Raw genomic sequence first — 22,288 nt, forward strand, 5'->3', positions numbered from 1 at the left:
TTTAGGTTGCTGGGTGAGTGCCCGCACCGTTACCGGTCGTCGGCGGAGGGCCGGCGCATCTGCTGCCGGATCATTTCGAAGTCGTGCCGCGAGATTTCGAGCACGCCGCGCCGCAGCGCAAAGCCCCAGTCCGGGTTGCCCCGAGTCAGCTCCAGCACCGACAACAGCGGGCGGATGCTCGTGGGCCAGGCATCGAGATCGTAGTCGGCCCGGCGTCGCCACGGCCGAAACTCGTTGCCGGGGTCGCCCACCTGGTAGGCATAGGTATCGGCTATGCGGCCGATCGCGGTGAACTCCCTGAGTGGATCACCCTCGATCGCGGTCTTCGGCGAGTAGTAGACGATGCCGTCGGCTTCACCCATCTGCTTGAGTAGGTCACCGGCGCCGCGATTGGCGCGGGCAATGCCCAAATCGACCCCGCGCAGCACGTGCTCGCGGTGCACAACGCCGAGCCAGAACCGAATTGCCACGTTTCAGTTGTACCGCATGCCTTCGTCAGACCAAACTGAGCAGATGCGAGTACTGCTGAAAGAGATCCTGAACTGCACACCGGATGCAGCCTGGCACGCCATCCACAGCCCCGCCGTGTTTCGCGAGGTGAGTTCCCCCTTCATGGCGGTGGAGTCGCTGGAGGCCGACGGGTTTCCCACCCACTGGGAGCCCGGTGAACACCCCGCGGTGTTCTCCTTGCTCGGCCTGGTGCCGATGGGAACCCAGATCATTCGGCTCGCCAACTCGACGCATCGGCCCGACGGAGTGCGCATTCTGCGCGATACCGGTCGCGGGGTGTCCGGTGCGCTGAGCGCGGTCACGCTGTGGGATCACCGCATGGCCATCGCGCCAGACCCGGCCGGCACCGGCAAAACGCTGTACCGGGACCAGCTCATTTTTCGCGGCCGACCGGCCACACTCGCCCTCTGGCCGACCTTTTGGGCGTTCTGGCAGTGGCGGATGCTGCGCCTGAAGCGCCTCGCCCCCACCTGGCAGCATGACGTTGGAATCGACGACCCCACCTTCGTGCCGCTGTCGCCGCGCGCGGCACCCACCGAGACCGGAGACAACTAGCCGATGCTCCGACGTCGGCCGCGAAGCCCGCTGCGCCTCGACCCGTGCGCACCGTGCCCGGCGGCGGTAGCGTAGCCACCATGAGTTCTTCCCTCGCAGCCTTGCAGATCGCCGACTGGCGTCGTCGCGTAACCGGACTGTATGCGGGAGTGCGCCAGTTGAGCGCGAGCAGCCCGAAGAGCGGGCACGAGCTGTGGCGTTCCGGGCGGGACGAGCTGTTCGCCGGACATCCGTCGTCGCCATTGCTGCCCGATGACCGTTCGGCGTTCACCGGGCTGCCGATCGCCGCCTACGACCCCGACTGGCGGTTCGAGGTCGAGGTGCACCGGGCCGAGCAGCCGTATCGCATGGTCGTCGAGACCGGAACCGACGGCACCGTGCCGTTCGACCTGGTCGGCACCGTGCGGCTGCCGTATCTCGGTTCACTCGATGTGTGGCGGCTCGCGAGTTACGGTGGCGGACTGTTCATGCCACTGAAAGATGCCTTGGCCGGCAAAGACGACGGTACCTACGGCGGCGGACGCTACCTGCTCGACACTGTCAAGGGCGCCGACCTCGGCCCGGGCCTGGGTGATGACAGCCTCATTCTCGACTTCAACTTCGCCTACAACCCCTCCTGCGCGTACGACCCGATGTGGGCCTGTCCGCTGCCGCAGCGCGGCAACATCATCGACGTCGAGGTGCCCGTCGGAGAGCTGTACCACGGTGACCACTCGTAGCCGCGAGGCGCCGACACCGGACGATTTGACAGCATCCGCTAGAATTGGAGCTTGCGAGTGCGTAGTTGCGCTTGCTGCGTCGTAGAACGCCCTCTTCTCTATCCGGCGGCCCACCAGGGCTGACCTGATTTTTCGAATGAAACATTCTTACGGCGAACGGATGTGCCCTTCGGCACCTTCGCCATGTGAATCCTCCTGGTTCGATTGCCGCTGTGCGGTAAACCGAATGAGCGAGGAGACTGATGCCCCGAAAGGCACCACTTTGTCTACAACCTTCAGCACGCTCGGCGTGCCGGCTCCCCTGGTCAAGGTTCTCTCGTCACAGGGAATCGACACCGCCTTCCCCATCCAGGTCGACACCCTGCCGGACACCCTGAACGGCCGGGACGTGCTCGGCCGCGGCAAGACCGGCTCGGGCAAGACCCTGGCCTTCGCCATTCCGATGGTGTCCCGCCTCGGCGGCAACCTCGCCGGCGGCAAGCGTCGCCCGGGGCGCCCGCTCGGCCTGATCCTCGCGCCGACCCGTGAGCTGGCCACGCAGATCAGCAATGCCATCACCCCGCTTGCCGAGGCTTACGGCCTCAACTCGACCACCATCTTCGGCGGGGTCTCGCAGGGCCGTCAGGTCGCCGCGCTCAAGGCCGGCGTCGATATCGTCGTGGCCTGCCCCGGCCGGCTCGAAGACCTCATGAAGCAGGGCTTTGTGAACCTCGACACCGTAGAGATCACCGTGCTCGATGAGGCCGACCACATGGCCGATCTCGGCTTTCTGCCCGTCGTCACCCGTATTCTCGACAAGACGCCTGGCAACGGCCAGCGCATGTTGTTCTCCGCCACGCTCGACAACGGCGTAGACAAGATCGTCAAGCGTTTTCTGCACGACCCGGTGATGCACTCGGTCGACGAGGCCAACAGCCACGTCTCGGCCATGACCCACCACGTGTTCGAGGTGTCCGGCGTCGACGCCAAGAAGGAACTCGTGCAGAAGCTGGCGAGCGGCTCGGGCCGTCGTATCCTGTTCATGCGCACCAAACACCAGGCCAAGAAGCTCGCCAAGAGCCTCACCGACGCCGGCATCCCCTCCGTCGACCTGCACGGAAACCTCTCGCAGGTGGCGCGTGACCGCAATCTCGCCGCGTTCAGCGCCGGCACCGTCAAGGTTCTCGTTGCAACGGATGTCGCGGCTCGCGGCGTGCACGTCGACGACATCGAACTCGTCATTCACGTTGACCCGCCGGCCGAGCACAAGGCGTACCTGCACCGATCGGGCCGTACCGCGCGTGCCGGCAGCGCCGGTGACGTCGTCACCGTCGTGCTCCCCGAGCAGAAGCGCGACACCGACGCCCTGCTGCGCAAGGCCGCCATCAAGGTGAGCCCGCAGCGCGTGGATTCCTCCTCCCCCGCCGTCGACGCCCTTGTCGGCGATGTTGCCGCCTACGTCAAGCCGCTTCCCCGCGTCGAAGCGCCGCAGCAACAGCGCCAGTCGCAGGGTGGCCGGTCCCAGGGTGGCCGGTCCCAGGGTGGCGGGTCCCAAGGCGGCCGGTCGCAGGGCGGTCGCTCGCCGGGTGGCCGGTCACAGGGCGCCGACAGCAGCCGTGGCGGTCGTGACGGCGGCCGCGATGCCGGCGCCGGCCGCTCCGGCGCGAGCCGCGACGGTGCCCGCACCGAGCGGAACGACGGCGGCCGTGGCGCCAGCCGCGACACGACCTCGGCCGGTGGCGCTCGTCGCGAACGTTCCGGTCGTCCGACCGGCGCTGCCTCCAGCGCACCCCGCTCCGGTTCGGCCGCTGGCCGTTCCGGCGGAGCCCGCGTCGGCAGCCTCCAGGTCGGCGGGCTCGTGCGCGGACCGAACTCGGGTGGAACCGGCCGTTCGGCTCCCCGCCGTTCGCAGGGCTAGTCCGCTGGCATCCGCGTGAAAAAACGGGTCGGTCTCCACGGAGACCGGCCCGTTTTCTTGTGCGTGTACCAAGGTGCGTGTGTCAGATGGCACCCGCAAAGACGGTTAGTGTCGAATCATGAACACCACAGTTGTCGTTCGACCCGTCAGCGAAGCGGATGCCGAAAGCCTGGGCCGCGTACACGCCGCCTGCTGGCATGAAACTTACGATCACCTACTCAGCCAGGCTGCACTGTCCCAGCTGCGGCCCCAGCGCCTCGCGACCATGTGGCGTCGGTTCACCACCCAGGGGCCGGAATACCGCCAGAGCGTCGTTCTCGTCGACGACGAGATCATGGGCTTCGCCGGCAGCGGACCGAGCCGCGACGACGACCAGCCCACCGAGCAGGAACTGTTCTTCATGTATCTGCTCGACGCCCAGCACGGAATGGGGATCGGCCAGAAGCTGTTCGATTCCGTTGTCGATCCCGGCGCGTCGTCGCTCTGGGTCGCCGCCGACAACCCCCGGGCACACGCGTTCTATGCCCGCAACGGGTACCTGGCCGACGGCCACGAACGCACCGAAGAGGTGCTCGGCGAAAAGCTGCACGAGGTGCGGTTGGTTCGCTAGGCGGTTTCGGCCTGATCACGGGAAAGGTTTTGTTGAACGTTCAGCCCACAACCCGCGCGTGGTTTTTGGGCCCGCGCGAAGCAATAGGGTGAGCGGATGACATATTCCACGGCACCCGAGGCGATCCCCGTCATCCTCGACGTTGACACCGGTGTCGACGACGCCCTGGCCATTTTGTTCGCGCTTGCGCACCCCGGAATCAAGGTGCTCGGGATCAGTTGTGTGGCCGGCAATGCCTCGCTCGAGCGTGTCGTCGAGAACACCCTGCGCATTCTCGACGTCGCGGACGCGCCGACCATCCCGGTCGCCGCGGGGGCTCGACGCCCCCTGCTCGAACCGGCCCGGTCGGCCGCGCACGTACACGGCGAAAGCGGCCTCGGCACGCTGCAGCTTCCGCCGAGCGACCGACGGGTGGAGTCGACCAATTCGACCGAGCTCATGCACCGGTTGATTCAGGCCAGCCCGCACCCGGTCACCCTGGTCGGACTCGCCCCGCAGACCAATTTGGCGCTGCTGCTGCGCCAGTACCCCGACGTGGTCAACAACATCGAGCGCATCGTCTTTATGGGCGGATCCACCACGGTCGGCAATGCCACCGCCGTGGCCGAGTTCAACGTCTGGCATGACCCGGAAGCCGCGGCCATCGTGCTCGACTCCGGCGTGCCCACGTTCATGTACGGTCTCGACGTGTTCAACCAGGTCTCGGTTCCGGAGCACATCGCGTCCGCTCTCGTGCACGGCGACTCGCGGCTCGGCCATGTTGTCGGCCAGTTGCTCGCCAACCGTATCGCGCTCGGGTCTGGTCGCAATTCCGACTACACCGGACTCATCGGCGATGCCGGCGCTCTGTGCGCCCTGGTCGACCCGGATGCGCTGCAGACCGCACTGCTGCCGCTGCGCATTCAACTCTCCGGCTCTGGTCGCGACCAGACGCTGGTCGACAAACGCACGCATCCGGGCGAGGACATCGTGCACGGCCTGGCGACGGAGTGGGAGGCCGCGGAGGTTGCGCTCGACGTCGATGTCGATCGCTATGTGCACTTGTTTCTCAACACGCTCGGCCTCGGTTCAGCCCTGCCCGAGTAGGCACACTCGGCCCTCCAACCGGCACTGTCCCCGCACTGTTCAGCCGACACCGCCCGGCAGACACCGCCCTGCCGACACCGCCCAGGGGATGCCGTGCGCCCGGCCGACGAGCGGCATCCGTTCGGCGAACCTGTCGTCAGTACAGCTGGCCCACCGAGGCGAGGGCCGCGCGCAACAGGGTGCCGCGGCCGCCTTCCATTTCGGCCGAGACGGCCTCGGATGCGGCATCGATCGGGGTCATCCAGGTGATCTCCAGGGCGTCCTGGCGCGGGTCGCAGGTGCCGGTGACGGGAACGACGTAGGCGAGAGATACCGCGTGCTGGCGGTCGTCCGTGTAGGCCGTGATGCCCGGCATCGGAAAGTATTCGGCAACCGTGAAGGGCACCGGACTGACCGGCAGCTGCGGAAACGCCATCGGGCCGAGGTCTTTTTCAAGGTGGCGGAACAGCGCGTCGCGCAGGGTTTCGCCATAGAGCACCCGCCCGGAGACCAGTGTGCGGGTCATTTCGCCGGTCGGGCGGGCGCGCAGCAGCACACCGACCTCCACGACCTGGCCGAGGCCATCAACCCGCACCGGCACGGCCTCGATGTAGAGAATCGGCAGCCGACGGCGGATCTCGGCGAGTTCGACGTCTTTCAGCCAACCCGGATTCGTGTTCGGGGCTCCCGCAGGGGGCTTCGGCGTCCAGTCCGGGTCTGGGTCAGGGGTTCGCACGCTCATAGCCCCATTCTGTCCTACACCGGCCCCGCTGGCGCACCTGTTCCGCTCCGCGGTGCCAGAAGCAGATCGAGCAGTGAAAGTATGGGAGGGCACGGCGCCCACGCGCCGCGAGAAACTGGGAGGACCCTCATGACCACCAGCACCACCATCGACACGGCTGCCGTACTCTGGTCGGCGACGGGCGCCGACCAGACTGACCGTCCGTTGTTGATCATCCTGCACGGCTACGGCTCGCACGAGGGCGACCTGTTCTCTCTCACACCGCACCTGCCGCTCGAACCGGTCATCGCGGCGCTGCGCGCGCCGCTGCCCGTCGGCGACGGCTGGGCCTGGTTTCCGATCAGCGAGTCGGGCAATCCCGATACTGCGTCGGTCGACGCGGCCGTCGCAGCTGTTCTGGCCTGGCTGGATGCCCTTCCGCAAAGGCCGAGGACGGTCGGCCTGCTCGGATTCTCGCAGGGCGGAGCTATGGCGCTCCAACTGCTGCGCGTCGCGCCCGCCCGCTTCAGCTTCGCGGTGAACCTCTCCGGCTTCGTCACGGGCGCCCCGCAGGGCGGCGACACCGCGCTGGCCGAGCACCCGCTCCCCGTGTTTTGGGGCCGCGGCACCGCCGACGGCGTGATTCCGGCCAGTGCGATCGAACGCACGCAGTCCTGGCTGCCCGGGCACAGCACACTGACCGAGCGCATCTACGAGGGGCTTCCCCACTCGATTTCGCAGACCGAACTCGGCGACGTGGTCAACTTTCTGCGCACGCAGTACCGGGTGACTGCGGCCGAACCGGCCGCCTAGACGCATTCAGGCACTCGGATGCCGCTGGCCGGCATCCGCCGCCCGCCCGCGACCACGCAGGGCTCAACGAACCGCGCTCGAAGCGCTAAGCGGTCGCGGTCAGCGGTCAGCGGTCAGCGGTCAGCGGTCGCGGTCAGCGGTCGCGCTTGGCCTGCTCTTGGGCAGCCTGGCGCTCGACATGCGCCTTCTTGGCCGCGCGGTGGGCGTCGCGGTCTTTCACCGCGATCTGGTCGGCGCGCACGCCGGCCTGGGTGGAACGTTCCAGCACGAGCCACGCGGGCGGCTGCTGCAGCAGGGCAGCGATTTCGGCAGTGGTCAGCGGTTCGGTGATCTCGCTGCGGGCCAGGCCCGAGATTGAGACGCCAAGCTTGGCGGCGACGACCTGGCGCGGGTGCGGGCCGTTGGAGCGCAGCAGGGTGAGCCACTCCGGCGGGTTCGCCATGAGCTCGGCGAGCTCGGTGCGGCTGACGAATTCGGTATGAAACTCGGCCGGTGCCGCGTCGAGCAGAATCCCGAGTTTCTGGGCCGCCGTGGCGGGCTTCATGGTCTGGGGCTTCTTCTCGGAACTCATTGTTCAAGCGTATAGCCTGAGAGTGCCCTGGTTAGGGCAATTCGTGCTCTGCGCCGCCCTCAACTACCCGAGAAAGGATGCCGGTGAGCTTTTCCATCGCCTTCGTCGCCGGTGTGACCCCCACCAAGTGGACTCGTATCTGGGGGGACCGCCGCCCCGATGTTCCCCTGAGGGTGTTTCGCACCGAGACCGTCGAGCAGATTGCGGTGCTGCACGAGGGTCGGGCCGAAGTCAGCCTCGTACGACTGCCGATCGACGAAACCCACCTGAGCGTCATCAACCTGTACAACGAGATTCCCGTCGTCGTCGCGTCGAAAGGCCACGCGATCGAGCAGGCCGAGACCGTGCTGCTGGCCGACCTGGCCGGCGAACACCTGTTGCAGGACCCCGACGAGGTGCCCGAATGGCGCGACCTCGCCGAGGAGGTGCGTGACGGCACCCGCCGGGCCCTGCCGCCGATGCGTGACCTCGACGAGACCATGGAGCAGGTCGCGGCCGGAGTCGGCATCATCATCGTGCCGCACTCGATTGCCCGGTTGTACGGCCGCAAGGACGTCGTGTCGCGCCCGGTGACGGATGTCGCCGACACCCGGATTGCTCTGGCCTGGATCACCCGGGAGACCACCGACGACATCGAGGAATTCATCGGCATCGTGCGCGGACGCAAAGTGGCGAGCTCCCGCATCGATACCGGTGCGGCGGCAGCGGATTCCGCGGCATCCGCTGAGGCCGACGCAGGGCCCGTGCGCAATGACGGACGCCCGCCAAAGCCGCCGCGCAAGCCCAAGAAGACCGACAAAGCGAAGGCTGCGGCCAAGGCGATTCGGGTTGCGGCGGCCAAGGCCAAGCCTGCCGTGCGCAAGAAGACCGAAAATTCGCCCGGCCGCACCAGGCCCACGAAGAACCCCAACAAGGGCAAGAGCCGCGGTCGCTGACCAGCGCCGTCGGTCGACGTCGCTGGTCGAGCTGGTCGAGATCACGGACGTGCACGCCCGTTGCTCCAGACAGGCCCACCAGCGGGGAATTACGGGTTCTTCAGCACCGACAGGATATTGCCGGAGGGGTCGGTGAACCAGGCGATGTCAGGTCCCTGACCACCGCCGGCGGCGATGCCTTTCTCGTTTTGCTCGAATCCGTCGTAGCGCAGAAAGTCCACACCGCGTTCGGTGAGTTCGTCGACGGTGGCGTCGAGGTCGGTCACGGCAAAATTGAGAATCGTGTAGGTGGCCGGCACGAAGTCCGACTTCGGATAAATGATGACGGTCGCTCCGCCGGGAAGCGCAATGCGCAGCATGCCCATCTCCCCCACCGTCACCTCGAGGCCGAGGGTTTCGGCGTAGAAGGTGCGCGCGGCGTCGAGGTCGAAAACCGCGAATCCGCTGAAGCCGGCGACGATTCCGACGAAGTGCTCGGTCGGGTGCTGGACCATGAGGGTGACTCCCTTGTCGATGAAACGGAGCGTGGTCAGCGGGAGCTGATCGACGCGAACTTGCGAATGCACAGCGGCACGAACACGAGCAGCATCACGGTGATGCCGATGAGCACGGTCAGAACCGGATTCTGCATGGTCCAGATATCGGGAACCGGCGCCGTGCCCAGATTGCCGAACAGCTGCCGCACGGCCTGAACGAGCGACGACACCGGGTTCCACTCGGCGAACACGCGCAGCACGGTCGGCAGGGTTTCGCTCGGCACAAACGCATTCGACACGAAGGTCAGCGGAAACAGAATCAGGAATGACGCATTGTTGATGACTTCTGGGCTCTTCACGCTCATGCCGAGGAGCGCCATGACCCAACTGAATGCATAGCCGAACAGCAACAGCAGCCCGACTCCGGCGAGAAACTCGAGCGGCGACGAGGTGACCCGCCAGCCGACCGCGAGACCGGTGGCCATCATGATCACCATCGAAATGGTGTTCAGGACGAGGTCGCCGTTGGTGCGTCCGATCAGCACAGCGGATGCGTTCATCGGCAGGCTCCGAAACCGGTCGATGATGCCTTCCTTCAGATCGAGCGCCATCGCAGCGCCCGAGAACGTGGCCCCAAAGACGACGGTCTGCGCGAAGATGCCGGCCATCAGGAACTGGGTGTAGTCGCTGCCCTGAACCGCAATGGCACCGCCGTACACCTGGCTGAACAGCAGCACGAACATTATTGGCTGGATCACGGCGAACACGAGCACGTCGGGCGAGCGCTTGATCTTGATCAGATTGCGCTTGGTGACGGTCCAGCCGTCGGAGTACCACAGCGTCAACGGGTTCCAGGTGGGCAGCGGGGGCAGGGTACCCACTCGGGATTCTCCCGGCGCGAGGCCAGTCGCGGTCGTCGTGCGCTCCGGACGGGTCGGCTCCGAACGGGTTGGCTCGGGCGTGGTGGACTCGGCCGGGACCGCGGTGTGCCGGGGGCTCATTTCATTTTCTCCAGATCTGCCATATCGGTCTTCGCCGCGCGCGCCTGTACCTGCTTGGCCTGCGCCCGCTTCGACAGCTTGGACCCGTCGGCATCGGGATCGTCCCCGGTCGCGCTCAGATCAGCTTTGTGGCCGGTGAGCTTGAGAAAAACGTCGTCGAGGGTGGGGCGGCGCATGCCCGCATCGTGCAGGTTGATCTGCGCGGCGCGCAGGTCAGCGAGCATGTTCTGCAGCGCGGTGGGGCCGTCGGTGACGGCAACCTCGACTCCGCGCCCGTCGGTGGAGACCGACGGGTTGCCCGAACCGTACCGGGCGAGAACGTCGCGGGCAGCCGCGCCGTCGGCGGCATCGACGAGCGCCACAACCACACGGTGCCCACCGATCTGCGCCTTGAGCTGATCGGAGGTGCCCTCGGCGATGACGCGGCCGTCGTCGATGACGACGATGTCATCGGCGAGTTGGTCGGCCTCTTCGAGGTATTGCGTGGTCAGCAACACGGTCGTGCCGTCAGCGACGAGGCGCTTGATGACGTCCCACAGGGCGATGCGACTGCGCGGGTCGAGCCCGGTGGTTGGCTCGTCGAGAAAAAGCACCTTGGGGTTAATGACGAGTGCGCCAGCGAGGTCAATTCGCCTTCGCATACCGCCGGAAAACCCCCTGACCGGCCGGTTGCCGGCGGCGGTGAGCTCGAACAGGTCGATGAGTTCCTGCGCCCGCTTGCGGGCTGCCGCGCCGCCCAGATGGTAGAGCCGACCGACCATCTCGAGGTTTTCGAAACCGGTGAGATTTTCATCAACGGCCGCATACTGGCCAGATACCCCGATGATGCGACGCACTGACTTCGGGTGACGGACGACGTCGATTCCGTCGATAACAGCGGTGCCGGCATCCGGTCTGATCAGTGTCGTGAGCATCTTCACGACGGTGGTCTTTCCGGCGCCGTTGGGGCCGAGGAGGGCTTTGACCGTGCCGCGCGGCACCTGCAGGTCGAGCCCGGCGAGCGCGTGCACCGGCCCAGTCTTGGATTGGTAGGTCTTGGTCAGGCCCTGGGCCTCAATGATCACGGGGTGTCCTTGCGGTATCGGGTGGTGCAATACGGGTCGATGCAATGGTAATAATGCCCTCCACCTTCGACAACGGCTGGATACGATTGCGCCCCGGACCGGTGCGCGTCGATCGTCGGTTCCTTGACCAGCTCGTCGAGAATTCGATGTGAGCGCTCGATGGTGCCGTTACGTGGAATCAGGTTATCGGGATGAAGAACGGCCGTCGACATTTATTCACAGAATGTGTGGCTTTCACTCACAGATGGCGGTGTTCTTTCATCTTCAGGTGGCGGGGCGGCGCCGATCGAGTTGACTATGAAAAGCCGCCCGCGTGCCCGGGAGCGAAACGGTCACCGGACCGGTCGCTGCCTGACACTGTGCGCGCGCATCGGCACCGGTCCAGAAGCTGTGCACCCAAGTGCAAATATCAGGTCCCCAGTCCGATGAGGGCTGGGGACCTGACGCGAGGCTGGTGCGGCGGGCTGTGGATCAGCCGTTGGCCGTGTTCTTAGCTCCGGAGGCGACGAAGCTGACGCAGTCACCCTGGTTCTTGAACGACGGGTTGTTGAAGATCATCCAGCCGCTCTTCAGGCACTGGCTCTTGCGCGTGGGCGGAGCGACCAGGGCCGGCGAGGCCGTGATCTTCATGGAGACGGTGCCGTTCGGCGCCCAGTTCGTGTCCTGACGGAAGATGCCGACACCGGCCGTGCCGCCGTCTGCGTAGAAGGCGGCGAACGACGTTTTCAAGAAGACGTTGTCCGGGCTGTCATCGGTGCCAACCGTCGCAGTCTGGGACGTTGGAATGCCGACATTCAGCGAGTTGTACAGGCCGACCGTTCCCAGTGGTGCCGCGCCGTAGCTCTGGGTGTTGAAAGCGATGCCCACGATGACGTCGTTGGGCAGCGTGGCACTCAGACTGCTGAGGTTGAAGTCCACGTTGAACGCGAAGCCGTTGTAGCACGATCCGTCACTGCCCCGCCACGCCGTCGGGGTGACGCAGGTGGGGTCCGCCGCCGGACGCCACGGGATGCTGATGTTCTCGGTCTTGGTCGCGAGCAGCGTGTCGGGCACCCCGTTGGTGTCGAGGTGGTTGCCGTAGACGTTCACGGTGACCGGGTGGGTCCACGTGGCCGAGTTGCCCGTGTAGCGGGCGTCGGTGGAGTAGTCGGAATACAGGGCCCAGTCGCTCATCGTCACTGTGACCGTGTTCAGGATCCGGTTCGTGCCGGCGAGGTGTACGTAGTCGCCAAACTCTGAGGTGCTAGTCGCCTGGAAACCGAGACTGGCCACGTTCGGGGGCAACGGGCTTGGGATGGCGTCGTAGACGGTCGTCGGTGACGGCGGTGACGGCGGTGACGGCGGTGCTGCCAGCGCGGCGTTGACTCCGCCGAAAAGTGAGAATGCGAGCGTCAGTCCTAGGGCTGCGATGCCAGCAGGCTTGATTCCTCGCATGATGTTCTCCTTCCCTCCAGGAAGAGGGATGTCAGGTTGGACAAAGCTGACGTGGGTCGCCCGCCTCTGCACTCCCCTCCGGTCGTTGGGACGGCCAATTCGATCGACTTCACTCCGTCTCGCGCCGCGACACCTATCACGGGCGGCGCATGAGCAAAGCAGCACGCCGCGACACCTATCCAAGGCGACGCGAGGGCAGAGTAGCACGCCGCCATCGCCCAGCTCGATCGGGTCCCGCCGGCGTGGGAAAGACACTCTCAACCTGCCGTTATGCGCTGAAATCTGATCAACCCCTTCATCACCACCGGGGCGAGCGATGCGATGACTACCCCAAGATCTGCGCTGCCGCCATCCGAACCCGCACCGTCCTGTGAAAATCTCAGAATCGTCGTCTCAGCCTGACAGCAAACACGGAGAATGCTATGTTTCGCCCATGATTCGGCCATGGGGGCTCCTTGCCTGTCAAGGTATTCGAGGGGAGCCACCCCATGGAGAGGAAATCATGACTACGACCACCCCGCGATCGGCGGCCCAAGGCGCGCGTTCCACAGCAGTGCACTCGGAGAACACGGGCGCGCGCCTGATCGATCAGCATCTGCTCACTCGCCGCATCACGGTCGCGCTCTCGCTCGCCGTCGTGGCTGCGATCCACATTCTCGATCTACCCGGTAAGTTTGCCGAAACGCCCTACTTGGCGTTCTCCTACGTTGGACTGATCATCGCCTCGGCGGTCATAATCGAGCGGGTGCTCGTCGTCGGCTCTCGAATCGACTTCTTGGCCGCCGCAGCGCTGTCGGCCGCCGTCATGGTCGGCTTCATCGTCAATCGCACCGTCGGCATGCCGATGGCCACCGGCGACATCGGGAACTGGCTCGAACCGCTTGGCCTTCTTTCACTCGTAGTCGAGGGCTTCGTGATCTGGCAGGCGCTCGTCGCCGTCGCGCTGCACCGCCGCCCGGTGCGCTAGATCCCATTCACGACGGGGCCGTGGAAAGCGGATATCGATGGCGGTATCCGACACCCGACCTGCCAAGCTCCGTCGATCAGGGACACGTCCACGCTGTCGGGCGCTTCACTCCGGGCCCGGGTCACACGCTGGACTCGCGATTGCGCAAGGCCCGCCTGCCCACTGACTGCCGCCGCGCGATGAGGCGAAGCTGAGTCGGTATCGCCGCCGCAGCATCCGCTTGCCTAGAGCCGGGCGAGGCGTTCGATGTCTTCGAGAAACTCGGCAGCGACCTCTTCGGACACGGTTCTGCGGGTTTCGGAGATTGCGATGGCATAGTCCTCGGTGCTCGGGCCGTTTATGACCGGCCCGTCTCCGACCTTGTAGAGTGCCTTCTCGAGCGCGTGTTGGGAGGCCCGATGAGCGGCGTACTCGACGTCGGCCGGCGAGAAGCCGTCGCTCTTTTCGACCAGCACGGCGAGGTCGACCTCGTTGGACACAGCCTGCGGAATGTAGCGCTCCCAGATGGCCTGGCGAGCAGCGACATCCGGCAGCCCGATCGGCACAACATAGTCGAAGCGTCCATGACGGAGAAAGGCGGAATCGAGCGCGCGAATGAAGTTGGTCGCACACACCAGCAGGCGCCCCGGCTGTTCGCGAAAGGCCGGGATGATCTTGAGCAGCTCGTTGGTCACACCCTGCATGGTCGACGGCGGTTCGCCCTGACGCTGGGCGGCGATCTCCTCGACCTCGTCGATGAACACGACCGCGTGTTCGAGCTCGGAGATCTTCAGGAAAGTTTCTCGTAGTGCGCCGGCGAGGCCCTGCGGGTCGGCCGCGAGACGCGACGGGAAGACCTCGATGAATGACCATTCCAGGCGGGAGGCGATGGCCTTGGCGAAGGTGGTCTTTCCGGTGCCGGGAGGGCCGAACAGCACAACGGCCTTGGGCGGTGAGACACCATACTGCTCTGCCAGTTCGGGTTTGGCCAGCGGCATGACCAACCGGCGTTCGAGCAGTTCCTTCTCACGCGCCATACCGCCGACTTTCTGCCACAGGTCGCGCGGCAGCAGCCGCCCGCCGAGTTCGACGAGTAGCTTGAGCTCCTCGCGCTGCACGGGAATGTGCCGTTCGAAGTACCGCAGGTTCTTCTTCACCTCGAAACCGCGGTTGAGAAAAGCATCGATCTTGGCCTCCGATTCGGGCATGAGCGCCGACAGCTTGGTCATGCCGTACGGGGCCATGCGGGCTTCGAGTGCGGCGAGCATGGCCGTGCCGATGCCCTGGCTCTGCCACTTCGCCGCCGTGGCCAGAAAGACAATCCAGCCCTGGGCGTGGGCGGCCCGCCCGACGGCGGCGCCGACGACCTCATCGCCGTGCACCGCCACGACGGCGTGATCCTTCTGACAGGAAGCGAGCACTTCGGAGAGACCGTAGACCGGCTCGGTTTCGGAGGCCTTGATCTCCTCCCACAGACGCAGAATGCCGTCCAGGTCGTCGGAGTGAAAATCGCGCAGTCGCCAGCCAGTCATCGTGAACCTCGCATCAGTGGGTGTGCTGCCAATCTATTGCACCCGCTCAGGCACGAAAAGCGGCGGCGAGGATGCGCGGGAGCTTCCGCACCGACGGGCGGGCGGCAAAGTCGGTCAGCAGGCGGGCGGTCAGTGAGCCGCTTCGGGCTGACACTAACCACGGCGGCTTCGGCAACAGCGCCCATTCGCCGTGGGCGATCGAGCGCGGAAACGGCCGGAACGGCCCCCGCACCACCGTTCGCTCCACCTCATCGAGAAGCAGGGCGTTGTGCACCACGCCGATGCCGCTTTGCACGTTGTCGAGAGTGTGGCCCGGGAACGCACCCCACGGTGCCGCCACCGACAGGAAGCCGACGCCGGTCCAGGCGTTGATGGCGATGGTTCCATAGCGCAGGCGCGCCACGGCCTGCTCGAACCCCGGCCCAAGCCGACGAATCGTGCCCGGTAGCCCGAGAATATTGGCGCCCAGTGTGCCAAGAAAATCACGGTTGACCGTCTCGACGGCGGCGTCGAGAAAGGCTTGGCCGCTGCCCGGCAGTTGCAGCACGCCGAGTACCGGTGCGAAATATTCTGTTGTGAGCATATCTTCCTGTGCAGCGGATGCCCCCGCCAGAACGAGCAGGTGCCCGCCGGCCACCGACCGCGCGGCGGGATAGGCGGCCCGGGCGGCGCGCATCCGCTCCTCGCTGCCGGGGTACCATGCTGGCCGGGCCGGCGCGGCGGCCAGGGCCGCTGCAACCTCGCCGAGAAACGCGGCCTTCTGCGGCCAGGTGGCACTCAGCACGAGCACCTGACCGGCGATGCAGTTGTAACCGCCGTTGTGCAGCCGCATGGTGGCCACGTGTGCGGCCTGATAACGGAGGTCTTGGGCGCTCCACCGCCCGGGCAGCACGATGATCGGCGAGACACCGCCGAGTTCGCTACTGATCGGCTTCGTGAGGCGCGGAGTATCCGGTGTGGATCCACCGAACACGATCGCATCGTGCGTGGCCGCGCTGCCGGTTATGTGCACGTGGCTGATGCCGGGGTGGTGGGCGAGGTAGCTGCCCACGTCGGCGCCGCCGGTGACGATGCGCAGCAGGCCCGCGTCGATGAGGGGGGCGAGCGCCGCCCGATAGACCGGCAACAAGCCGTCGAAGGTCGGGTTGAGCTTGAGAATCGACACGCGATTGTGCGCCAGAAGCTCGTAGAGCACGTCCAGGGGTGCGATCGATGAGATATTGCCGGCACCGAGCACGAGGCCTACCCCGCCGGTCATTGCGGGCGTGAGCTGCCCCAATCCGGCTCGGGACCGGGCCTGCGCCGCGGTCACGCCCGGCCGCAGCCAGGCCTCCGCACGGAAGCCGTGCAGCAGCAGTCCGTCATAGGCGCGGTACGGAAGCACCGCAACCGTGACGCGACCGCCCGGCGCGCGTCCAAACCGTCGACCGAAGAGCGGGCTGCGTTCACCAGCGAGCGATCGAAGGGTGCGCCCCAGCGCCGTCAGCGCGGTGAGCACGCCATACGGCCCGGTCAGCCACTCCTCGCCGATGAGTGTTGACGACGGTTCAACACCCTTGGCGCGGGCCGCCGCGGCCACCCAGCGCTCGGCCTCGCCAGAAACGGATACCCCGGTGCGCGCCAGCAGGTCGGCGCGTGCCACGAGGGTGGTCTGCGCCCATCGCTCACTTCCGGCGCTCAATTCGGCGATCGCGCGGTCGAGGTCAGTGCGGTACGCCGTCGTGGACATCAATCTCCCGTTATTGACACCGAGCCTAGTGCGCCGCCGGGACAGGGCGCTCGTTCACCGTGCCAGCAGTCCAACAGGTGCCGCCTGCCGAAACCCGGCGCAGGCATCCGTTCGAGGCAGCAGGTTAGTGCGCGACAGGAGGGCAGTGCAGCTGGGTGCGCTCGCCGGTGCGGTCGATGTCGTGCTGGTCCATCGGCTGGGCGCAGACCGGGCAGCCGCGCACGGGCGCGGGCGCCGCGGGCAACAGATCTGACCCGCTCGGACCGACCGGCGGCGGCCCGAGTATGGGAAACAGATGACCATTGAGCCAAGCCGTCAGTCCGCCGGGACCCTTCATACGCGAGCGGGATTCCTTGCCGTGTGTCATAACTGTTAGTGTACTAACTAAAAGCACGCAGAACAATCGGTCGAAACGGAACGCCCCATGACATCGTCAACGCTCGAGAACCCCCTCGCTCTCGACAACCAGGTCTGCTTCGCCCTGGCAATCGCCTCGCGCAATGTCATCGCCCTGTACCGGCCCATTCTTGAGCCACTCGGGCTCACGCACCCGCAGTATCTGGTCATGCTCGCCCTCTGGGACGAGAGCCCGCGCACGCTCAAAGGCCTCGGCCGGGCCCTCTGCCTTGAGCCCGCCACCCTTTCGCCCCTGCTCAAGCGACTGGAGACCACCGGCTACGTGCGCCGCCAACGCCGTCTCTCCGACGAACGCGCCCTCGATATCACCCTGACCGAGCGCGGCACGGCTCTGCGCGCGGTGGCCGAAACCATTCCGCCGCGGGTCGTCGAAGCGCTCAACCTGCCACTGGATGACCTGGCAGCCCTGCGCGAGAGCCTGCACGCGGTCATCGCCGCAACCAGCGCACACTAGTCGCGCTCGCCACGCCGCATTGGAGCGGATGGCTCGGCTCGCCTCCGTCGCCACCCGTGCCTACATTGGTACTCATGCACCTCGCCGAGACCCTGCTGCCCGCGCTCTTTGGAATCCTGACCGGGCTCGCGCTCATCGTCGCCATCGGCTCACAGAACGCGTTCATTCTGCGCCTCGGTATAGAGGCCCACAACCGCACCGTTCTGGTGGCCGTGCTGATCTGTGCGGTCTCCGACGCCGTGCTCATCCTCGCCGGCATCCTCGGCATCGGAGCCCTCGTCGGCACCGCTCCCGCGCTTCTGATTGTCGTGCAGGTGGCTGGCGTCGGGTTTCTCCTGAGCTACGGGGTCTTCGCCGCCGTGCGGGTATTTCGGCCGAAGAACCTCGTCGCGTCGGCGAGCACCGGAATCAGCGCAAAAGTTGCCGTCACAACGACCATTGCCCTGACCTGGCTCAACCCGCACGTCTACCTCGATACGGTCGTGTTTCTCGGTTCGGTCGCCAACCAGCAGGGCGCAGCCGAACGCTGGTGGTGGGGCGGCGGTGCTGTTGTGGCGAGCTTTCTGTGGTTCTTCGCGCTCGGTTTCGGGGCGCGGATGCTGCGCCCCTTCTTCGCCAAGCCCGGATCGTGGCGAATTCTCGACGGCTTCATCGCCGTCGTCATGATCACCCTCGGCGTGCGAATGGCCATCGGCATCTGAGCCGCGCCACGAGAGCGAAGGCTGGATGCCCGCAGTACTACCGAGAATCTCCGTTTGAACGAGGACTCTCGGTAGAAATGGGCGATCGACGCACCGACGCGCGTCAGGCGATCGCGTCAGGCGATCGCGTCAGCGACCGTCAGCAGCTCGGCGTGGAACGCTGACGCGACGTGCGCGTTGGTGATGCGACCGTTGTGGGTGTTGAGGCCCTTGGCGAGGGCGGCATCTTCGGCGATGGCCTTCTTCCACCCCTTCTGGGCGAGCGCGAGGACGTAGGGCAGCGTCGCGTTGGTCAGCGCCCGGGTCGACGTGGCCGGCACGGCGCCGGGCATATTGGCGACGCAGTAGTAGACGCTGTCGTGCACGGCGAAGGTGGGGTCATCGTGCGTCGTGGCGTGCGAGCCCTCGAAGCAGCCGCCCTGGTCGATCGCGATGTCGACGAGAACGGAACCCGGCTTCATCGAGGCGACCATGTCGTCGGTGACGAGCTTGGGTGCCTGCGCGCCCGGAATGAGCACGGAGCCGATCACGAGGTCGGCTTCCCGCACCTGCTCGGCGATCTCGTACTGGGTCGAGGCACGAGTCTGAATCTCGCCGTTGAAGCGAGCTTCGAGCTGGCGCAGGCGGGCGAGGGACAGGTCGATGATGGTCACGTCGGCGCCCATGCCGAGCGCGTTGGCCGCGGCGTGCTCGCCGGCGACGCCGCCGCCGATCACGACGACCTTGGCCTTGGGGGTTCCGGGTACGCCGCCGAGCAGAATGCCACTGCCACCGTTGGCGCTCAGCAGGTGGTACGCGCCGACCTGCACCGACAGGCGGCCGGCAACCTCGCTCATCGGCGAGAGCAGCGGCAGGCTGCGGTCGGCGAGCTGCACGGTTTCGTAGGCGATCGCGGTCGTGCCCGACGCAAGCAGCGCGTCGGTGCACTCAGCGGATGCCGCGAGGTGCAGGTAGGTGAACAGCACCTGGCCCTGGCGCATCAGCGGGTATTCGCTGGCAATGGGCTCCTTGACCTTCAGGAGCAGGTCTGCCGCGGCCCACACTTCGGCGGCGGTGTCGACAATGGATGCCCCGGCGAGGCGAAAAGCATCATCGGTGATGCTTGAGCCGAGTCCGGCGCCCTTTTCAAGAATGACCTCATGGCCGCGGCGGGTGAGCTCGTTGACGCCGGCCGGGGTGATCGCGACGCGGTTCTCGTTGTTCTTGATCTCTGTGGGAATGCCGACCAACATAAGTGCTCCGTCTCGGTTGCTGCTGCCGAACGACTCGGCTGTGATAGAGGTAAGACTGCTATTGATTCGTTTCCATTAGGTAAAATCCGTAGAATCTGCCAGACTTCGAGAATATTCCACGGAATATGCGGCCGATTGGAGATGCGCGATGGTAGAAACGAAGAGGATTCGGGTGATCGAGACCCTCGACGAGGTCGACCGCATTCTGGTCGCGGCGCTGCAGGCTGATTCCCGCACCACGAACAGCCGGCTGGCCAGCGCGGCCGGCATCGCCGAATCGACCTGCGTCTCTCGGGTGCGTTCGCTGGTCAGCCGCAAAATCGTCACGGGCTTCACGGCCATGGTCGACCCCAAGTCGCTCGGACTCGGCCTGCAAGCACTGATCAGCGTGAGCATCCGGGCGGGCGCCCGCACGCACATCCCGGCCTTTCGCGATTCGATCCGCGTCATGCCGCGCGTCGTGCAGCTGTTTTTTCTCGGCGGGTCCGAGGATTTCATCATTCACCTGTCGGCCCACGACACCGACGACGTGCGCGATTTCGTGCTCGAAAACCTCTCGGCCAATCCCGCGGTCGCCTCCACCCGCACGAGTATGGTGTTCGAGCACTTCTACAACGGCGTCGCCCCCGAATAGTGAGCACCGCTACCGCTCGCGGCTTGGGCATCCGTTCTAGTCGTGCCAGTATCCGGCCTTGCCGAGCAGCTGAACCTCGCGATTCGCGTTCGCCGGCACCGCCACCTCGGCTGGAAACACGCCGAAACTTCGCCACATTTCGATGTCGGGCGCTATCTGCTCCCACAGGTTTTCAACGAGCGGGTCGGGCAGTGAGTAGTCGAGGCCAATGTGGTGCGCGATGCTCCAGGCTTGGAACGCGCGGTAGAGGGCGGTGTGCTGCAGTGCTTCAGCGAGCGGATAGTCGCCGTAACTGAGGTGCACGACCCTGCGCGGGTCGAGATCGCCCCTGACAACCTGTGTCGTCGTCTCGTTGATACGGTCGTAATTGCCGATCGGATCGTCGCCGAGCAGGTCGCCCGTGTAGGTGTCGCCGACCTCCTCGATGGTCCGTCCCGCCAGCACCGCGGGCAGCCAGGCTTCGTCCTCGGCGTGCGCGGCGAGAATGTCACGCAGGGTCGGGTTCGCTGTACGCGACCACTCGGCCGGCGCCGGCAGGTCGAGCTGTGCGGAAGTGACCCGGTCGATCACAAAGCGCAACGCGGAATCCGCTTGCAGGAACATCTCTCTCTGCTTCATCTGGGGCAAGGTAGCACCGCTCCCCTCGATCGGCTAGATGCCTAGCCGATGCGGGCCACGATCACTTCGATCTGCGCGACTGGCGGATTGCCACTCTGCCGCAGCTGCGCGGCGATGGCGTCATGTACGCGTCGAGACACATCGCCGGAGTGCCAGGCGGCGCTGATGCCAATCTTGGCCGTGACCTTCACGCCGTCGGCACGCTGTTCCATGACGACCTTCGGCGCCAGCGGAAGGCGATGCGCCACGGCTTCGATGGTTGCGGTGAGCACGGTTGCAACGATCGAACCGGCGGGATACAACACATCCACACCGGCTACCTGGCGCACGAGAACATCGAGTTCGTCGGTTGGGGGAAGTATTGCGCTCACGTGTGCTCCTGTCCTTGGGCGGATGCTTGGGGCGCGATAGACAGGTCAGTCACCGTGATGTCGATGGCCGTCACGACGAGGTTCGTGTGTTGCGCCACCACGGCGTACATCGCCTGTCGCAATCGGTCGGCCACCAGCGGTATATTCTCTTCCGGGAATACGGTTACATCGACCGAAATTGTGATCGGTACGCCGGGCACGCCAACGTCTCCGAACAGCGCGCAGCGGCCGACGAGCACGTTCTGCAATTTGTCACCGGTCTCCCGCAGAATTCCGCGCACCGCGCCCTCCGTCACGACGAGTCGCGCGGTCGGCGACGGGTGGATCAGTGGAATGTCCCGACCCGCGTGCGCCTCCAGGGTGATGTTGTCGAGAATCGACGCGACCCAGTTGTCATCGCGGAGCGACTCCCGTTTCAGGTCCCGGTCGAGCAGCGACAACTGCACCCGGCGGAGGCGTTCGAGACCGCGCAGGGCGATCTCGCAGTCCGGCGAATCGTCGATGCTCGGGTCGGCGGGCACCCGACCGCGGTCGAGGTAGTCGCTGAGTTGCTCGATGGTGTGGCCGTTCAGACCGGCCTGTTCCCGATCGGTGTCGTCCACGTCGAATTCGACGAAGCGCCGGTCTGCCGGTGTCAGTTCAGTCATCGCCATTCCTCCATCTCACGAAGCAGGGTTTTGCGGGCTCGTGCCAGCAGGCCACGCACGGTGGATACGGGCAGGTTCAACTCGGCGGCAATGTCACCGTAGCTGTACTCGGCGAGTTCGCGCAGGGTCCAGCAGCGCCGCTGATCCTCGGGGAGGGCGGCGAGCACCCGCGCGAGCGCCTCCGTCTGGGACTCGGCCTCAGCCAGGGCGTGCGGTGCGTGGCTGTCCGGCGCCGGGGCATCCGTGTCGTCGATGTTGACGTGCGGGCGGCGAGCGCGCAGCCGATCGATGCTCTTGCGGCTGACGATGCGCATGAGCCAGCTCTTCACCGCGCTGCCATCGTCGAGCGTGCCAAGCTGCAGCCAGGCCGTGATGAAAGACTCCTGCACCACATCGTCGGTCTCGTCGTTCGAGCCGAGAACCCGGGTCGCGTAGACCCGCATCAGCGGGCCGTACCGGCGCACGAGCACCGCAAAGGCTCGCAGGTCACCGTCGGCGGCGCGGTCGGCGAGCATCTGATCGCTCGCGGTATCGAGCGGCGACGCGACCTGCTCACGCACCGTGCCGGGCACGTTCCCTCCTCGTGCAACGCTCCAGAAATATTTCTCATCTTCGCGTGACGAATATGCCACAGGT

At 66.0% G+C, this 22,288-nt stretch carries 27 protein-coding genes; 11 read left to right on the top strand and 16 right to left on the bottom strand.

Translation table 11 applies throughout. The features are described from left to right. Window positions 1-29: 29 nt before the first annotated feature. Window positions 30-470: an EVE domain-containing protein gene (locus IWX77_RS05420; RefSeq protein ID WP_327012071.1), complete on the bottom strand. Its 441-nt coding sequence runs from the start codon at window positions 468-470 to the stop codon at window positions 30-32. 43 nt (window positions 471-513) lie between these two features. Between IWX77_RS05420 and IWX77_RS05425 the strand changes: the two genes are divergently transcribed. From IWX77_RS05425 to IWX77_RS05445, 5 genes are all read left to right on the top strand, one after another. Further along, the gene (locus IWX77_RS05425) at window positions 514-1,065 is read left to right on the top strand and encodes a hypothetical protein (RefSeq protein WP_196843487.1); all 552 of its coding nucleotides are present in this window, start codon (window positions 514-516) and stop codon (window positions 1,063-1,065) included. 80 nt (window positions 1,066-1,145) lie between these two features. After that, window positions 1,146-1,784, top strand: a complete 639-nt coding sequence (locus IWX77_RS05430; protein WP_196843488.1) for a DUF1684 domain-containing protein — start codon at window positions 1,146-1,148, stop codon at window positions 1,782-1,784. Window positions 1,785-2,010: 226 nt separating this feature from the next. Further along, complete coding sequence (locus IWX77_RS05435; protein WP_196843489.1) at window positions 2,011-3,681, top strand: DEAD/DEAH box helicase; 1,671 nt, start codon at window positions 2,011-2,013, stop codon at window positions 3,679-3,681. Between the two features lie 118 nt (window positions 3,682-3,799). Then, window positions 3,800-4,291, top strand: a complete 492-nt coding sequence (locus tag IWX77_RS05440; protein WP_196843490.1) for a GNAT family N-acetyltransferase — start codon at window positions 3,800-3,802, stop codon at window positions 4,289-4,291. A 96-nt stretch (window positions 4,292-4,387) separates the two neighbouring features. Next, entirely contained in the window at window positions 4,388-5,377 is a 990-nt protein-coding gene (locus IWX77_RS05445; RefSeq protein WP_196843491.1) for a nucleoside hydrolase, read from the top strand. A 136-nt stretch (window positions 5,378-5,513) separates the two neighbouring features. Here IWX77_RS05445 and IWX77_RS05450 read toward each other — a convergent pair whose 3' ends face one another. Next, a complete protein-coding gene (locus IWX77_RS05450; protein ID WP_196843492.1) occupies window positions 5,514-6,098 on the bottom strand; it encodes an NUDIX hydrolase family protein in 585 nt (194 codons plus the stop codon). A gap of 129 nt (window positions 6,099-6,227) precedes the next feature. Here IWX77_RS05450 and IWX77_RS05455 point away from each other — a divergent pair, with 129 nt between their 5' ends. Further along, window positions 6,228-6,890, top strand: coding sequence for an alpha/beta hydrolase (locus IWX77_RS05455; RefSeq protein WP_196843493.1), 663 nt, complete (start codon window positions 6,228-6,230; stop codon window positions 6,888-6,890). Between the two features lie 133 nt (window positions 6,891-7,023). Here IWX77_RS05455 and IWX77_RS05460 read toward each other — a convergent pair whose 3' ends face one another. Continuing rightward, window positions 7,024-7,461 (bottom strand): DUF5997 family protein, encoded by a 438-nt coding sequence (locus IWX77_RS05460; protein WP_196843494.1) that lies wholly within the window; start codon window positions 7,459-7,461, stop codon window positions 7,024-7,026. An 83-nt stretch (window positions 7,462-7,544) separates the two neighbouring features. Here IWX77_RS05460 and IWX77_RS05465 point away from each other — a divergent pair, with 83 nt between their 5' ends. Next, on the top strand, window positions 7,545-8,396 hold the full coding sequence (locus tag IWX77_RS05465) for a LysR family substrate-binding domain-containing protein (RefSeq protein ID WP_196843495.1): 852 nt from the start codon (window positions 7,545-7,547) through the stop codon (window positions 8,394-8,396). A gap of 89 nt (window positions 8,397-8,485) precedes the next feature. On the opposite strand, the gene IWX77_RS05470 is transcribed toward IWX77_RS05465, so the two are convergent. The 5 genes from IWX77_RS05470 to IWX77_RS05490 form a co-directional block, all read right to left on the bottom strand. Beyond that, window positions 8,486-8,890 carry a VOC family protein gene (locus IWX77_RS05470; RefSeq protein ID WP_196843496.1) on the bottom strand — a complete coding sequence of 135 codons (405 nt, stop codon included), beginning with the start codon at window positions 8,888-8,890 and terminating at the stop codon, window positions 8,486-8,488. A 35-nt stretch (window positions 8,891-8,925) separates the two neighbouring features. Next, window positions 8,926-9,873 (bottom strand): ABC transporter permease, encoded by a 948-nt coding sequence (locus tag IWX77_RS05475; protein ID WP_196843497.1) that lies wholly within the window; start codon window positions 9,871-9,873, stop codon window positions 8,926-8,928. Next, the gene (locus tag IWX77_RS05480) at window positions 9,870-10,937 is read right to left on the bottom strand and encodes an ATP-binding cassette domain-containing protein (RefSeq protein ID WP_196843498.1); all 1,068 of its coding nucleotides are present in this window, start codon (window positions 10,935-10,937) and stop codon (window positions 9,870-9,872) included. Before IWX77_RS05480 ends, IWX77_RS05475 begins: the two co-directional genes overlap by 4 nt. Further along, entirely contained in the window at window positions 10,934-11,149 is a 216-nt protein-coding gene (locus tag IWX77_RS05485; protein WP_196843499.1) for a hypothetical protein, read from the bottom strand. The genes IWX77_RS05480 and IWX77_RS05485 overlap by 4 nt, the downstream gene beginning before the upstream one ends. 259 nt (window positions 11,150-11,408) lie before the next feature. Continuing rightward, the gene (locus IWX77_RS05490; RefSeq protein WP_196843500.1) at window positions 11,409-12,371 is read right to left on the bottom strand and encodes a hypothetical protein; all 963 of its coding nucleotides are present in this window, start codon (window positions 12,369-12,371) and stop codon (window positions 11,409-11,411) included. A 502-nt stretch (window positions 12,372-12,873) separates the two neighbouring features. Here IWX77_RS05490 and IWX77_RS05495 point away from each other — a divergent pair. Next, the gene (locus IWX77_RS05495) at window positions 12,874-13,338 is read left to right on the top strand and encodes a hypothetical protein (RefSeq protein WP_196843501.1); all 465 of its coding nucleotides are present in this window, start codon (window positions 12,874-12,876) and stop codon (window positions 13,336-13,338) included. 224 nt (window positions 13,339-13,562) lie between these two features. Here the strand turns inward: IWX77_RS05495 and IWX77_RS05500 are convergent, their stop codons facing one another. From IWX77_RS05500 to IWX77_RS05510, 3 genes are all read right to left on the bottom strand, one after another. Further along, window positions 13,563-14,849 (bottom strand): ATP-binding protein, encoded by a 1,287-nt coding sequence (locus IWX77_RS05500; RefSeq protein WP_196843502.1) that lies wholly within the window; start codon window positions 14,847-14,849, stop codon window positions 13,563-13,565. Between the two features lie 46 nt (window positions 14,850-14,895). Beyond that, window positions 14,896-16,578, bottom strand: coding sequence for an aldehyde dehydrogenase family protein (locus IWX77_RS05505; protein WP_196843503.1), 1,683 nt, complete (start codon window positions 16,576-16,578; stop codon window positions 14,896-14,898). Window positions 16,579-16,702: 124 nt separating this feature from the next. Then, the gene (locus tag IWX77_RS05510) at window positions 16,703-16,945 is read right to left on the bottom strand and encodes a hypothetical protein (RefSeq protein ID WP_196843504.1); all 243 of its coding nucleotides are present in this window, start codon (window positions 16,943-16,945) and stop codon (window positions 16,703-16,705) included. A gap of 57 nt (window positions 16,946-17,002) precedes the next feature. Between IWX77_RS05510 and IWX77_RS05515 the strand changes: the two genes are divergently transcribed. Both IWX77_RS05515 and IWX77_RS05520 read left to right on the top strand, forming a co-directional pair. Further along, a complete protein-coding gene (locus IWX77_RS05515) occupies window positions 17,003-17,449 on the top strand; it encodes a MarR family winged helix-turn-helix transcriptional regulator (protein WP_196843505.1) in 447 nt (148 codons plus the stop codon). 74 nt (window positions 17,450-17,523) lie between these two features. Next, window positions 17,524-18,150, top strand: a complete 627-nt coding sequence (locus IWX77_RS05520) for a LysE/ArgO family amino acid transporter (RefSeq protein ID WP_196843553.1) — start codon at window positions 17,524-17,526, stop codon at window positions 18,148-18,150. A gap of 116 nt (window positions 18,151-18,266) precedes the next feature. Here IWX77_RS05520 and ald read toward each other — a convergent pair whose 3' ends face one another. Next, entirely contained in the window at window positions 18,267-19,382 is a 1,116-nt protein-coding gene (gene ald, locus IWX77_RS05525; protein ID WP_196843506.1) for an alanine dehydrogenase, read from the bottom strand. Window positions 19,383-19,554: 172 nt separating this feature from the next. Here ald and IWX77_RS05530 point away from each other — a divergent pair, with 172 nt between their 5' ends. After that, a complete protein-coding gene (locus IWX77_RS05530) occupies window positions 19,555-20,016 on the top strand; it encodes an Lrp/AsnC family transcriptional regulator (RefSeq protein ID WP_327012072.1) in 462 nt (153 codons plus the stop codon). A 36-nt stretch (window positions 20,017-20,052) separates the two neighbouring features. Here IWX77_RS05530 and IWX77_RS05535 read toward each other — a convergent pair whose 3' ends face one another. From IWX77_RS05535 to IWX77_RS05550, 4 genes are read right to left on the bottom strand one after another with little or no spacing between them, the layout of a single operon-like run. Next, window positions 20,053-20,634 carry a hypothetical protein gene (locus IWX77_RS05535; protein WP_196843508.1) on the bottom strand — a complete coding sequence of 194 codons (582 nt, stop codon included), beginning with the start codon at window positions 20,632-20,634 and terminating at the stop codon, window positions 20,053-20,055. Window positions 20,635-20,675: 41 nt separating this feature from the next. After that, window positions 20,676-21,005 carry a hypothetical protein gene (locus IWX77_RS05540; RefSeq protein ID WP_196843509.1) on the bottom strand — a complete coding sequence of 110 codons (330 nt, stop codon included), beginning with the start codon at window positions 21,003-21,005 and terminating at the stop codon, window positions 20,676-20,678. Continuing rightward, window positions 21,002-21,652, bottom strand: a complete 651-nt coding sequence (locus IWX77_RS05545) for a hypothetical protein (protein WP_196843510.1) — start codon at window positions 21,650-21,652, stop codon at window positions 21,002-21,004. The genes IWX77_RS05540 and IWX77_RS05545 overlap by 4 nt, the downstream gene beginning before the upstream one ends. Beyond that, window positions 21,649-22,167: an RNA polymerase sigma factor gene (locus tag IWX77_RS05550; RefSeq protein ID WP_196843554.1), complete on the bottom strand. Its 519-nt coding sequence runs from the start codon at window positions 22,165-22,167 to the stop codon at window positions 21,649-21,651. The genes IWX77_RS05545 and IWX77_RS05550 overlap by 4 nt, the downstream gene beginning before the upstream one ends. Window positions 22,168-22,288: the final 121 nt, after the last annotated feature.

The sequence above is a fragment of the Cryobacterium sp. CAN_C2 genome (assembly GCF_015751745.1).
GTDB lineage: Bacteria > Actinomycetota > Actinomycetes > Actinomycetales > Microbacteriaceae > Cryobacterium.